The organism is Maricaulis sp. (assembly GCF_048268525.1).
In the GTDB taxonomy this organism is placed as follows: Bacteria; Pseudomonadota; Alphaproteobacteria; order Caulobacterales; family Maricaulaceae; genus Maricaulis.
In genome coordinates this window covers 19,815-32,119 of sequence record NZ_JBLWVH010000014.1, presented here as the reverse complement: position 1 = coordinate 32,119, position 12,305 = coordinate 19,815, and the positions used below count along the sequence as shown (strand labels likewise).

11 protein-coding genes are annotated in these 12,305 nt (G+C 63.6%); 8 read left to right on the top strand and 3 right to left on the bottom strand.

The features are described 5' to 3' along the window. Positions 1–46: 46 nt before the first annotated feature. Complete coding sequence (locus tag ACN0X9_RS08750; RefSeq protein WP_417487232.1) at positions 47–2,371, top strand: penicillin acylase family protein; 2,325 nt, start codon at positions 47–49, stop codon at positions 2,369–2,371. On the opposite strand, the gene ACN0X9_RS08745 is transcribed toward ACN0X9_RS08750, so the two are convergent. Continuing rightward, positions 2,353–2,817 (bottom strand): flavin reductase family protein, encoded by a 465-nt coding sequence (locus ACN0X9_RS08745; protein WP_417487231.1) that lies wholly within the window; start codon positions 2,815–2,817, stop codon positions 2,353–2,355. The two genes, ACN0X9_RS08750 and ACN0X9_RS08745, sit on opposite strands and share 19 nt — an antisense overlap. 100 nt (positions 2,818–2,917) lie before the next feature. Between ACN0X9_RS08745 and ACN0X9_RS08740 the strand changes: the two genes are divergently transcribed. Further along, positions 2,918–3,841 carry a flagellar motor protein MotB gene (locus tag ACN0X9_RS08740; protein ID WP_417487230.1) on the top strand — a complete coding sequence of 308 codons (924 nt, stop codon included), beginning with the start codon at positions 2,918–2,920 and terminating at the stop codon, positions 3,839–3,841. Here ACN0X9_RS08740 and ACN0X9_RS08735 read toward each other — a convergent pair. Next, complete coding sequence (locus ACN0X9_RS08735; protein WP_417487229.1) at positions 3,838–4,320, bottom strand: SRPBCC family protein; 483 nt, start codon at positions 4,318–4,320, stop codon at positions 3,838–3,840. The genes ACN0X9_RS08740 and ACN0X9_RS08735 overlap by 4 nt on opposite strands. After that, positions 4,313–4,657, bottom strand: coding sequence for an ArsR/SmtB family transcription factor (locus tag ACN0X9_RS08730; RefSeq protein WP_417487228.1), 345 nt, complete (start codon positions 4,655–4,657; stop codon positions 4,313–4,315). Before ACN0X9_RS08730 ends, ACN0X9_RS08735 begins: the two co-directional genes overlap by 8 nt. Before the next feature lie 249 nt (positions 4,658–4,906). Here ACN0X9_RS08730 and ACN0X9_RS08725 point away from each other — a divergent pair, with 249 nt between their 5' ends. Genes ACN0X9_RS08725 through ACN0X9_RS08700 form a run of 6 tightly spaced genes read left to right on the top strand, consistent with a single transcriptional unit; the run spans position 4,907 to position 12,286 of the window. Continuing rightward, entirely contained in the window at positions 4,907–6,715 is a 1,809-nt protein-coding gene (locus tag ACN0X9_RS08725; RefSeq protein ID WP_417487227.1) for an SLC13 family permease, read from the top strand. A gap of 52 nt (positions 6,716–6,767) precedes the next feature. Next, positions 6,768–7,532 carry an arginyltransferase gene (locus ACN0X9_RS08720; protein WP_417487226.1) on the top strand — a complete coding sequence of 255 codons (765 nt, stop codon included), beginning with the start codon at positions 6,768–6,770 and terminating at the stop codon, positions 7,530–7,532. Positions 7,533–7,568: 36 nt separating this feature from the next. Beyond that, on the top strand, positions 7,569–8,690 hold the full coding sequence (locus ACN0X9_RS08715) for a TRAP transporter substrate-binding protein (RefSeq protein ID WP_417487225.1): 1,122 nt from the start codon (positions 7,569–7,571) through the stop codon (positions 8,688–8,690). A gap of 2 nt (positions 8,691–8,692) precedes the next feature. Continuing rightward, positions 8,693–9,472, top strand: a complete 780-nt coding sequence (locus ACN0X9_RS08710) for a TRAP transporter small permease subunit (RefSeq protein WP_417487224.1) — start codon at positions 8,693–8,695, stop codon at positions 9,470–9,472. A 3-nt stretch (positions 9,473–9,475) separates the two neighbouring features. Beyond that, complete coding sequence (locus tag ACN0X9_RS08705) at positions 9,476–11,068, top strand: TRAP transporter large permease (protein WP_417487223.1); 1,593 nt, start codon at positions 9,476–9,478, stop codon at positions 11,066–11,068. Between the two features lie 12 nt (positions 11,069–11,080). Next, positions 11,081–12,286, top strand: a complete 1,206-nt coding sequence (locus tag ACN0X9_RS08700; protein ID WP_417487222.1) for an AI-2E family transporter — start codon at positions 11,081–11,083, stop codon at positions 12,284–12,286. Positions 12,287–12,305 lie beyond the last annotated feature (19 nt).

Sequence of the window (12,305 nt, the reverse complement as noted above, 5' to 3'; positions counted from 1 at the left end):
CAATCAGACCCTTGCTAGTCTCGCCGCGAATGGGGAGCAAGTCATCATGATCAAACGTGTTCTGCGCTATCTCGGCTGGGCCGCCGGAGGACTGGTCGCGCTGGCCCTTGTCGGCGCGCTGGTCATTGCCAACCGGCTCTATGCCTCCCTGCCGCAAACGACCGGCGAGATGAGCCTGGCCGGTCTGCACGCCGAGGCGACCATCGCCCGCGACAGCCATGGCGTTCCCCATATTTTCGCCCAGACCGAGCATGATGGTTTTTATGCCATGGGCGTCGCCCATGCCCAGGACCGGCTGTGGCAGATGGAAATCACCCGCCGCGCCCTGCGCGGACGACTCGCCGAAATCCTGGGAGAGCCAGGGCTGGATACCGACATCTTCTTCCGCACCATGGGGCTGGGGACGGCCTCAGATACCGCGGTCGACAATCTGCCCGATGATGTCCGTGCCGCCTTGCAAGCCTATGCCGACGGCGTCAACGCGGTCATCAATGCGCCCGGCTTCGTGCCGCCGCCGGAATTCCAGATCCTGATGTTTGATCCCGAGCCCTGGCAGCCGGCCGACACCGTCGTGGTCTACAAGGCGATCGCACTGGACCTGTTCGGCAATGCCTTCCAGGAACCGCGCATGGCAGCCCTGGTGGCCCAGCTGGGCGAACAGCGCACGGCCGAGTTCATCGGACGCTACCCGGACGACGCGCCGCGCTCGCTGACCATGGCCGATATCGGCATCGAGGCAACCACCCTGCCCCCGGCCGAAGAACCCGCACCCGTCATGGGGCCCGAGGACAATGGGCGCGACGGGTCGAACAACTGGGTCCTGTCCGGCTCCCGGACCACGACCGGCCTGCCGATCCTGGCGAATGACCCGCATCTGGGCCTGGCGGCGCCGGCGATCTGGTATCTGGCCCGCCTGACCACGCCGCAAGGCTCGGTCGTCGGCGCCACCCTGCCCGGAACACCCTTTGTCACGCTGGGACGCACCGACGAGATCGCCTGGGGCTTCACCAATACCGGCCCCGATGTCGGTGACCTGCACGCTGTCACCGAAGCCGATGTCACCGGCCAGCGCGAGGAGCACATCACGGTCCGCTTCGGCGAAGACGTCATCATCACTCGCCGCGAGACCGCAACAGGACCGGTGCTGGATCCCAAGCATTTCAACTATCCAGTGCCGGACGGCAGTGATTTCTTTGCCCTGCAATGGATGCTCGATGAGCCGGACGATGCGACGACCGGTGTCGGCCTGCACATCATCGAGGCGGATGACTGGGACGGATTCGTCTCGGCGATCCGCAATTTTGTCGCGCCACAGCAGAGCATGGTCTTTGCCGATCGTGACGGCGATATCGGCTTTTACGCGCCGGCCCGGATCCCGGTCCGCGACGAGGCTGGCAACTGGGTCTCGACCATTCCGTTCGAGGAATTGCCACACACCCTCAATCCCGACCGTGGCTTCGTCGCCACCGCCAACAACAAGATCGTGCCGGACGACTATCCGCACTATCTGACCTCGGAATGGTATGGCGTCTCGCGCATCCGGCGGATCCACGACGGAATCAATGCCGCCCCCATCCACGACATCGAGACCATACAGGCGCTGCAGGTTGATACGGTCAGTGACACAGCGCTGCGGCTATTGCCGGTCCTGCTGCAGGCCGAGCCGCAGACACAAGCCGGGCGCGATGCGCTTGCCCTGCTCGCTGACTGGGACGCCGACATGGCCGTCGACCGGCCCGAGCCGCTGATCTATTCGGCCTGGATGCGACAGCTCTCGAGCGACATTTATGGCGACGAGCTGGGTGAGCTCCTGCCGGCCTGGCATGGCGATCGCCGCGTCTTCATGATGGACGTGCTGACCGGCGATCTCGGTCACTGGTGCGACAACCCGGCGGTCGCGCGCGAGGTGAGCTGCCAGGAGCTGACCGGCCCGGCGCTCGATCAGGCGATGGCTGCAGCCATGGCCGATTATGGACCGGATGTTTCAGAATGGCGCTGGGGCGAGGTGCATTATGCCCGCCATGCCCACCGACCGTTTTCCGATTTCCCGGTGCTGTCGGACTGGTTCACCATCACCACGCCGGTACCGGGTGACGGGTCGACGGTGAATGTCGCCCACTACTCATACCGTACGCCCGGCTATGAAGTATTCCATGGCGCGTCCTACCGGGCGCTCTACGACATGGCGTCGCCGGACACCTCACGTTTCATGATCACAACCGGGCAGTCCGGCAATGTGATGTCACGTCACTATGATGATCTGGCACCGATGTGGGGCCGCGGCGAGTACATCACCATTCCCACAGGCTGGACGATGGACAACGCCCCGGACGGTCTGTCAGTGCTGCGGCTTCAGCCCGGTTCGCAATAGGTCGAGCGGTAGAAAACAAGCGACGGCACGTCACGCGGCGTGTCGATCGCCAGCACGCGGCCGACCATGATGTCGTGATCGCCGCCGGCATGAACCGCCTCGGCCTTGCAGGTCAGACGGGCCACCGCGCCATCGATCAGCGGGACCGTGTCACCGCTCCAGCCCGTACGGCAGGCGGCCAGATCGGCCTCCAGAGCGCAGGCATGCGCCAGGCCGGCCTGATCTCCCGCCAGGATATTCACGCCCCAGTGTTCGGCCCTGTCGAATATCGCGTAGCGCTCGCTGGCGGTCTCGATCGACCACAGCACCAGCGGCGGGTCCAGTGAAACCGAGGCGAAGGAATTGACCGTCATCCCGAGCGCCTTGCCATCGACAAAGGCAGTCACAATGGCGACCCCGGTCGGGTAGCGCCCTAGGGCATCGCGGAAGGAGCGGCTGTCGGCCAAGGCTAGTCCCCGTCGGTTTGCGGCAGGTTCGGGTTTCGAAACCGGACCTTAAGGATAACGGTCTACAAGACAGCAAGGTATGTAAACAAGGTGGGTGGACATGGCAGCCTCGGATCAGCCGATTGTCATCAAGAAAGTCGTCAAGGGCGGCGGCGGCGGACACCATGGTGGCGCCTGGAAAGTCGCCTATGCCGACTTCGTCACCGCGATGATGGCCTTCTTCCTTCTGATGTGGCTCATCAACACCACCACACCCGAGCAAAAACGCGGCATTGCCGACTATTTCGCGCCCGCCAGCGTCTCGCCATCCAATTCCGGATCCGGCGCCCCGCTCGCGGGTACCTCGCCAGGCGATGACGGCGTGCAGGGTTCCGGAGACAGCTCGCAGCGTCAACGCCTTGCGCCTACCGCGCCGCAACTCAATGACCGCGACCGTCAGCAAACGCCGGAGGGATCCCCGGAAGCTGTGGAATCGGTCACCGAGATTACCGCCTCCGCCATGGCCGAGGCCCAGCAGCGCCGCGACGCGGCAGAGCTGCACTCCGCCTCCATGTCCCTGCGTCAGGCGATGCAGGAGATGCCGGAGCTGGCGGAACTGTCCAATCACGTCCTGATCGACGAGACGCCGGAAGGCCTGCGCATCCAGTTGATCGACCAGGAAGGCCGGCCGATGTTCGATCCGGGCGCGACCCGGCCGAACGAGCGCGCGGTCACGCTGTTGCGCGCCGTCGCCCGTATCGCGGAGCGCCTGCCCAATCGCCTCTCGGTTGCCGGTCACACCGACAGCGCCCCGGCCGCGCCAGGGTCAGACTACACCAATTGGGAACTCTCCGCCGACCGCGCCAACGCCGCCCGCGCCGTGTTGCAACGTGCCGGCATCAGCGATGACCGCATCTATGAGGTGCGCGGCAAGGCGGGATCAGAGCCGCTTTATCCGGATGATCCCTACATGCCGGGCAATCGCCGTATCTCGGTTGTCCTGCTGCGCGAAGCCCCGGTCATGCCGAACGGGCACGAGCTCTAGGCTCGCACCAAGGCGTCCGACAGTTTCTCGAATGCCTGGTTCCAGCCGCCTTCGCCGGCCGTGCCCGCCGGTACGCCGACATGGGTCATGACCATAACTGTCCTGCCATCCCGTTCGCTCAGGTCGACGATCACCTCGGTAAATTCGGGCGTCCCCTCCGGCATGCCCATCGCTTCGGGCTTCAGGATATTGCCGTCCGGATCACACATGCTTTCTGTATAGCGCAGGCGGTGGGGCGCCGAGATTTCCCGGTATATGCCGGTAAACCACATCGTCATGGTTCGGTCTGGCGCCTTCATCTCCATACAGATTTTTCGAGTCCCCCCGACCTTGAGATCCATCTCGGCCACCGGTACGGAAAAACCTTTCGGCCCATACCAGCCGCTGAACAATGTCGGCTCGGTCCACATGCGCCAGACAAGCTCAATAGAAGCGTCGAACGTCCGCTCGATCCTCACCCAGTCGTGTTCGTCAGCCATCTGCCTTGTCCTTCGTCTTGATCGTCCTGATGATGCCGTCCATGGCGTCGAACCGGGCGTCCCAGATGTGGCGATATTGATCGCTCCATCGGGTCACCGCTTCGAGCGGTTCCGTATTCAGATGACAGGGCCGGAACTGGGCGCGCCTTCCCCGCGAAATGATTCCCGCAGCTTCCAGTACCCGCAAATGCTTGGATATCGCCGGCAAGCTCATCTCAAAGGGTTCTGCCAGTTCATTGACCGTGGCGTCGGCCTCGGCGAGGCGGGCCAAAATCCCCCGGCGAACGGGATGTGCGAGCGCGGAGAACACTCTGTCGAGCTGGTGTGAATCAGTCATGCCCCCTTATTACACCAATTGGTTATTTAACCAATCAGTTATTTTTGTGAGATCCGGATTGACTGTCTGGCTCAGGTGACAGGGCCAGCCCCCGCGCAGCCCGCACGACGAGAAGCGTCTGTGCAAACAAGCGCATGAAAGGCTTCGCAAGCCGGCCAGCCGCGTGCTAGCGTTTTGCTGCGGATATATCGGATCCACGGCTTCCTGAAATTTGCGATGATTGAATCAGCATCACTTGATGTGTGGCAAATGTGGGCAATTCTCGGCGGGTTGACGCTGGCGATTGTTTTTTACGTCTGGGACCGCGTGCCGATCGAAATCGTTTCGGCTTCGATCGTGGCCGTTCTGATGGCGTTTTTCCATCTGTTTCCGCTCGAGACCAGCAATCCGAGCACGGCGGACCTTCTGGCAGGCTTTGCCAATCCGGCCCTGTTCACCATCCTGTGCCTGCTGATCGTCGGTCAGGGCATATTCCAGACCGGAGCCATGGAAGGCCCGACCCAGCGCCTGCTGGATTCCTACGACCAGCACCCGAAAATGACCCTGGTCGGGATGTTCGCCTTCGTCTTTGTCATCAGTGCCTTCATCAACAACACACCGGTCGTGGTGATGTTCGTGCCGATTCTGGTGGCAATCGCCAAACGAATGGAGAAAAGCCCCTCCAAGCTGATGATCCCGCTGAGCTATCTGTGCATCCTCGCCGGCATGACGACGCTGATCGGTTCGTCCACCAACCTGCTGGTCGCCGATACCCTGCTCAATGTAACAGGCGAGCAACTCGGCTTTTTCACGCCGACCATTCCCGGCCTGTTCCTGGCCGCGGTCGGCGTTGTCTACATTGTCTTCATACTGCCTTACCTCCTGCCCGACCGAGCCTCGATGGAGAGTGAGATCGCCGGAGCGGGCGGCAAGCAATATATCGCCCAGCTGGAAGTCACGAGCGACCATCCACTAGTCGGCAAGAAGCCGGTCGCCGGCATGTTTGTCGACCTGCCTGACATGACGGTCCGCATGATCCAGCGCGGCGAACACGCCCTGCTCCCGCCCTTCGACCAGATCGAGCTGAAGACCGGCGACCTGGTGATTGTTGCCGCGACCCGTCAGACCCTGACCAATCTGCTCGCCAAGCGCGCCGACTTCATGCGCGGCATGCTGGAGGCGTCCGGCCCCGGCGAAAGCCCGACACCAGGCGAAAACCTTGTCATGGCAGAAGCCGTCGTGGCTCCGGGCTCAAGGGTCATCGGCCGCACCATTGCCCAGATCGGCTTCCGGCACGCGACCGGCTGCGTGGTGCTGGGGATCCAGCGCCGCTCTCGCATGATCCGTTCCCGCATGGGCGAGATCCGCCTGGAAGCCGGTGACACCCTGCTCCTGTTCGGCGCCTCCTCCTCCTTGCGCAGCCTGCGCGCCGACCGGGATTTGCTGGTCATGGAGTGGGCGACGACTTCGCTGGCCGACCCCCGCCGCGCCAACCTGGCAAGGTTGATTTTCGGCGGCGTCGTGGTCACCGCGGCGACCGGTATCCTGCCCATCATCCTGTCCTCCTTCCTCGGTGCCGTTGCGATGATCGTGGCCGGCTGCCTGAATACACGGCAGGCTGCCCGGGCTTTTGACATGCGGGTCTATCTGCTGATCGGCTCAGCCATCTCGCTGGGAACGGCGCTGCAGGTGACGGGCGGGGCTGACCTGCTTGCGACCGGCGTCGTCTCGGTATTCGCGCCATTCGGCCCCATCGTGTTGATGTCGGCGCTCTTCCTGCTGGTCGCGATCCTGACCAATGTATTGTCCAACAGCGCCACGGCCATCCTGTTCACGCCGATTGCCGTCGGCGCGGCCAATCAGATGGGGGCAGATCCGACCATGTTCGCGATGACCGTTTTGTTTGCGGCAAACACCTGTTTTGCCACGCCAATCGGCTATCAGACCAATCTTCTGGTGATGGGGCCCGGCCATTACCGCTTTGCGGATTATTTGCGGGCCGGCGCGCCGATGGTGGTTCTGTTCTGGATTGCCTACACGGTCTATGTCAGCCTGCAATACGCATTCGGACTGGCCTGATCGAGATGACAGGGCCAACCCGGCAAACCCGGCGCGACAGAAGGCAACAGGCGTGACACACCCGTTCGCGACCAAGCAGATCCCCTTCTTCCTCACGGCCTCGGCGCCGTGCCCCTACCTGCCCGGACGCTATGAACGCAAGGTCTTCACCCGTATCGATATCGGTGAAGGCCCGGCTCTCAATGATGCGCTGACCCATGCCGGTTTCCGGCGCTCCCAGGGCGTCCTTTATCGTCCTGCTTGCGAAGCCTGTGACGCTTGCAAGTCTGTTCGCATCGACGCCGAAGCCTTTGAGTGGAAGCGTCGCTGGCGCAAGATCGCCAACCGCAATCGCGACCTTCACGTTTCGGTCGATGCCCAGACAGCAACGATGGAGCAGTTCGACCTGCTCTCGCGCTATCTCGACAGCCGCCATGGCGATGGCGACATGGCCGGCATGTCGTTCGGCGAATACGTAATGATGGTCGAGGAAGGCGCCCAGCGTACCCATGTCGCGGAGTATCGCGACAGCGACGGTGTGCTGCGGGCCGCCGCCCTGACCGATGTCCTGAAAGACGGTCTGTCGCTGATCTACAGCTATTTCGATCCGGACTGGGAGCACCGAAGCCCCGGGGCCTACATGATCCTGGACGCCGTCAGGCAGGCCGAACTGGCCGGCCTGCCCTTCGTCTATCTGGGCTATTGGGTCCGCCAGAGTCGCAAGATGAGCTACAAGGCGCAGTATCAGCCGCTGCAAGTTCTGACGCCGTCGGGCTGGCAGCCACATGCCGAACTCGCTAACCATGATATCGAAGACGAAGAAGACGATTTCGACTGAGCGACAACGCTTGGCGAAATTGCGGGGGAGTTGAACATGGATCGACGCACATTCATCAGCGGCGGCGCTGTCGCTGCGGCCACGGTTGCCACCGCTTGCGGGGAAACCGGCCAGGATACATCCGGCGCACCGGTGGCCCCGAACATCAATCGCGGTGTCACCCGCCTGCGAATGGTCACCACCTGGCCGGCCAACTTCCCGGGCCTGGGCACCGCCGCCAATAATGTCGCGGACTATATCAACCGCATGTCCGGCGGGTCGCTGGAAGTGCGCGTCTACGCCGCCGGCGAGATCGTCTCGGCCTTCGAGGCCTTTGACGCGGTCTCCGAAGGCACGGCCGACATGTATCACGGCGCCGAGTATTACTGGCAGGGCAAGTCGCCGGCCTTCAATTTCTTCACCGCCGTGCCGATGGGTATGACCGCCTATGAGATCATGGGCTGGGTTGAAGCCGGTGGCGGCCAGGCGCTATGGGACGAACTGTCAGCCGGGTTCAACATCAAGCCTTTCCAGGCCGGCAATTCCGGCCATCAGATGGGTGGCTGGTTCAAGCGCGAAATCAATACGCTGGAAGACTTCCGCGGCCTGCGCATGCGCATTCCCGGTCTCGGCGGCAATGTCCTGCGCGAGCTCGGTGGGGCGGCGGTGACCCTGTCCGGCGGCGAGATATATCCGGCGCTGCAATCGGGGGCGATCGACGGCACCGAATGGGTCGGCCCGTGGAATGACCTGGCCTTCGGCTTCTATCGCGAAGCGCCCTATTATTACGGGCCGGGCTTTCACGAGCCGGGTTCCTGCCTCGGCGTCGGCATCAACAAGACCGTCTGGGACGGGCTGGCCAGCGACCACCAGGCGATCATCGCCTCGGCCTGCCGGACGGCGAACAATATCTCGATTGCCGAATTCCAGTACCAGAACGGCATCGCGCTGGATGTTCTGGTCAACGAGCATGGTGTCGAGCTGCGCCAGTTCTCCGACGAGATCTGGGCCCGGATCGGCACGATCGCCGAACAGGTTGTCGCCGATACCGGCAATGCCGACCCGTTCACACGCCGCGTCTATGACAGCTATTTCGCAGCCCGCGAATCAATGCGTGGCTGGGGCCGGATCTCCGAAATGCCCTACATGGTCCAACGCGAACGCGTCCTGGGACGATAGTCATGCGCAAGGGGGACGGGCTGCTCGCGTCGGTCATACTGCTGTCGCTCATCCTGTTGGTGACCGACATGATCACCGACGGCCAGTTCGGCGCCCTGTTGGATCAAAGCCTGCCCGGGCTGGCGCAGCGGACCGGTGAACGCCTGGCCCAGCTTGGCCTCTGGACATCGCCCGTCCTGCTTGTGCCGCTTGTCTGCGGAGCAATCGGCCGTTTTGCCCGGTTGCCCGGACCGGTCTGGACCGGGCTCGCCAATGTCGCCATCCGCATCGATGCGATCACCGAAATCATCGCCGGTGCCGCCCGCTGGTTTGCCCTTGGCCTGGTCATCGCCACCGCCATCATCGTGATCCAGCGCTATGTGTTCGGCTATGCCTCGACCAAGCTGGCGGAGAGCGTGATCTACATGCACGCCCTGCTCTTCCTGCTCTCGTCCGGCAGCGCCCTGCTGCATGGCGGGCATGTGCGGGTTGATGTCTTCTTCGCCAAAATGAGCGAGCGCGGCCGCGCTTGGGTCGACCTTCTGGGCACCTATCTCGCCCTGATGCCGATGAGCGCGCTGATCCTGTGGTCCTCGACCGGCTATCTCAACTCCACCTGGCGTATCCTGGAGAGCTCACGAGAGAGCGATGGGCTGGCCTTCGTATTCCTGCTCAAGACCGCTATCCCGCTGTTTGCCATCCTGATGATCCTGCAAGGATTCTCGATGGCGGCACGCGCGGCCATGACCCTGGCCGGGCAAACGCCCCCTGCGCTGCCTGCCGCGGCAGAGGGCGAGATCTGAGCCATGACACTCTTCATCGAACTCCTGCCCTTCCTGATGTTCCTGGCCGCCTTTGCGGCGCTGCTACGCGGCTATCCGGTGGCCTTCACGCTCGCTGGCGTCGCCCTCGCCTTCGCCCTGATCGGCATGGCCATTGGCGAGTTTGACCCGATCCATTTTAGGGCCTTCCCGCAGCGCATCTACGGCAATCTGATGGAGATGGACCGGCAGATCCTGGTCGCCGTGCCACTGTTTGTCTTCATGGGCGTGATGCTGGAGAAGTCGAAGATCGCCGAGGAATTGCTCGAGGCCATGGGCGCCCTGTTCGGCTCGATGCGGGGCGGTCTCGGGATCTCGGTGGTCATCGTCGGCGGTCTTCTGGCCGCCTCGACCGGCATTGTCGGCGCGACCGTGGTGACGATGGGCCTCCTCTCCCTCCCCACCATGCTCAAGCGCGGCTATGACCCCGCCCTGGCCACCGGTACAATCGCTGCGTCTGGCACGCTCGGCCAGATCATCCCGCCCTCCATCGTCCTGGTGCTGCTCGGCGACCAGATTTCCAACGCCTATCAGGAAGCCCAACGGGCGCAGGGCATCTTCTCGCCCGACATCGTCTCGGTCGGCGATCTGTTCGCCGGCGCCCTCATTCCCGGCATCCTGCTGGTCACGCTTTATATCGGCTATCAGATCGTGATGGCGATCATGAAGCCGGACAGCGCCCCGGCCGCGCCCGCCGAAGGCAAGGTGACGCTGGGCAGCCTGTTACACGCGCTGGTACCGCCACTGGCCCTGATCATCGGGGTGCTCGGTTCGATCCTGACCGGGCTGGCGACACCCACCGAAGCCGCCGGTGTCGGCGCCGTCGGTGCGACCTTCATCGCCGGAGCCCGCAATGCCGGGCGCGACAGCAATCCCCGCCTTGGCCAGCTTGTCAGCTATCTGGGTCTGGCGGCGCTGCTCGGCCTGATCGCGCTTGTTGTGGTGGCCAATATCGGCGCCGAGCGCCGCCTGTATGTGACCGATCTGGGCACAGTCGGCGGCGTGCTGACGGGCGCTCTGGTGGCCATCACCGTGCTGGGTGCTGGCTGGAGCCTGATCCGTCTCAAGCGCTCCGGCGTGCTCGATGAGGTGATGAGCTCGACCGCGATGATCTCGGCCATGGTGTTCGTGATCCTGATCGGCGCGTCCCTCTTCTCCCTGATCTTCCGCGAACTCGGCGGCGACGACACGGTGGCTGCAGCACTGCACGCCGTACCGGGCGGCGTGTTCGGTGCCGTCGCAGTGGTCATGCTGGTGATGTTCATCCTCGGCTTCTTCCTCGACTTCATCGAGATCACCTTCGTGGTGGTGCCGATCGTCGCGCCGATCCTGCTGATGATGGGTGTCGATCCGGTCTGGCTGGGCGTGTTGATGGCGATGAACCTGCAGACCAGCTTTTTGACCCCGCCCTTCGGTTTCGCCCTCTTCTATCTGCGCGGTGTGGCGCCCAAGACCGTCAGGACGACCGACATCTATCGCGGTGCCATCCCCTTCGTGATCATCCAGATACTCGCCATCATCGCGGTCGCCGCCTTCCCGTGGCTGGCGACCGGTCTGCCGCAATGGCTGTACGGCTAGGAGGCCCGCCCCATGAGCCCGTCACGCAAGCTGGAACTGCAACGCGCCTTCATCGCTGCACTGGCCCTGATCATCTCCGGCATCTTCCTGTGGATGATCCGCGACTATCTCGCCGCGCTCTTCCTGGCCGGCGTGATCACCCTCTTCCTGGCAAAGCCGCATGACTGGCTCAGCGGCAAGCTGGGCAAGCGGCGCGGACTGGCTGCCGGCCTGCTGGTCACCGGGGCTGTGCTGGCCTTCGTCATTCCCGCGGCCATCCTGCTGGGACTGGTGGCCGAACAGGCCATTGATGTGACCGGCATGGTCACCCCCTGGGTCCAGTCGCAGGTCACCGAGATCCGCACCAATGGCCTCGACGGGCTGCCGGACTGGCTGCCCTTCCGTGACGAGATGATCGAATACCAGGCGACGCTGACCGCCCAGATCGGCAATCTGGCCGGGTCAGTCGGACGGATGCTGGTCGGCTCCTTGCGTGCCGGCACGGGCGGCTTCCTGGTGGCGACACTGAATTTCTTCATTCTCGTCTACGCACTGTTCTTCTTCCTGATGACAGGACGCAATGCGGCGCGTTCGGCAGTGACACTGCTGCCGATGACCGTCGAGGCGCGCGAGTTGCTGGCCGAGCGGGCCCTGTCCACCATCCGCGCAACGGTGAAGGGCTCTTTCCTGATCGCCCTGGTCCAGGGCGGTTTGACCGGGGTGGGTCTTTTCGTCGCCGGTGTACCAGGCGCGATTTTCTGGGCCGCCATCGCCGCCCTGCTCTCGATTATCCCGATGATCGGACCGCCGCTGATCTGGGGCCCTGCTGCGATCTGGCTGGCCGCCACAGGGCATCCGATTGCCGCCGGCGGACTGGCTGCCTGGGGCGCCATCGTGGTCTCGACCTCGGACAATATCCTGCGCCCGGTCCTGGTCGGCAAGGATGCCAAGATGTCCGACCTGATGGTGCTGATCTCGACCCTGGGCGGTCTGACCCTGTTCGGCGCCGTCGGCATCATCATCGGCCCGGTTATCGCGGCGCTCTTCACCTCGGTCTGGTTCATCTTCCGCGAAAGCTATGCAGGACTTCTGGACGAGCACGAGGACGAAGTCGACAGCGCCGCGAACACAGAGGCGGACGACATAGAAGACCATGCCGGCGCCGCCGGGCCTGACCGGGATCCTGTTGCCTCTCAGGATCCCGTTTCCAGCGCCGACCAGACGCCCCCGACCGCCTGAGTTTACCCTGTCACCAAAA

What these genes read in the sequence shown, in the direction of transcription:
- ACN0X9_RS08730 (WP_417487228.1), bottom strand. Translation starts at nt 4,657, where the DNA reads ATGACTGATTCACACCAGCTCGACAGAGTGTTCTCCGCGCTCGCACAT.
- ACN0X9_RS08735 (WP_417487229.1), bottom strand. Translation starts at nt 4,320, where the DNA reads ATGGCTGACGAACACGACTGGGTGAGGATCGAGCGGACGTTCGACGCT.
- ACN0X9_RS08700 (WP_417487222.1), top strand. Translation starts at nt 11,081, where the DNA reads ATGAGCCCGTCACGCAAGCTGGAACTGCAACGCGCCTTCATCGCTGCA.
- ACN0X9_RS08725 (WP_417487227.1), top strand. Translation starts at nt 4,907, where the DNA reads ATGTGGGCAATTCTCGGCGGGTTGACGCTGGCGATTGTTTTTTACGTC.
- ACN0X9_RS08715 (WP_417487225.1), top strand. Translation starts at nt 7,569, where the DNA reads ATGGATCGACGCACATTCATCAGCGGCGGCGCTGTCGCTGCGGCCACG.
- ACN0X9_RS08710 (WP_417487224.1), top strand. Translation starts at nt 8,693, where the DNA reads ATGCGCAAGGGGGACGGGCTGCTCGCGTCGGTCATACTGCTGTCGCTC.
- ACN0X9_RS08705 (WP_417487223.1), top strand. Translation starts at nt 9,476, where the DNA reads ATGACACTCTTCATCGAACTCCTGCCCTTCCTGATGTTCCTGGCCGCC.
- ACN0X9_RS08750 (WP_417487232.1), top strand. Translation starts at nt 47, where the DNA reads ATGATCAAACGTGTTCTGCGCTATCTCGGCTGGGCCGCCGGAGGACTG.
- ACN0X9_RS08740 (WP_417487230.1), top strand. Translation starts at nt 2,918, where the DNA reads ATGGCAGCCTCGGATCAGCCGATTGTCATCAAGAAAGTCGTCAAGGGC.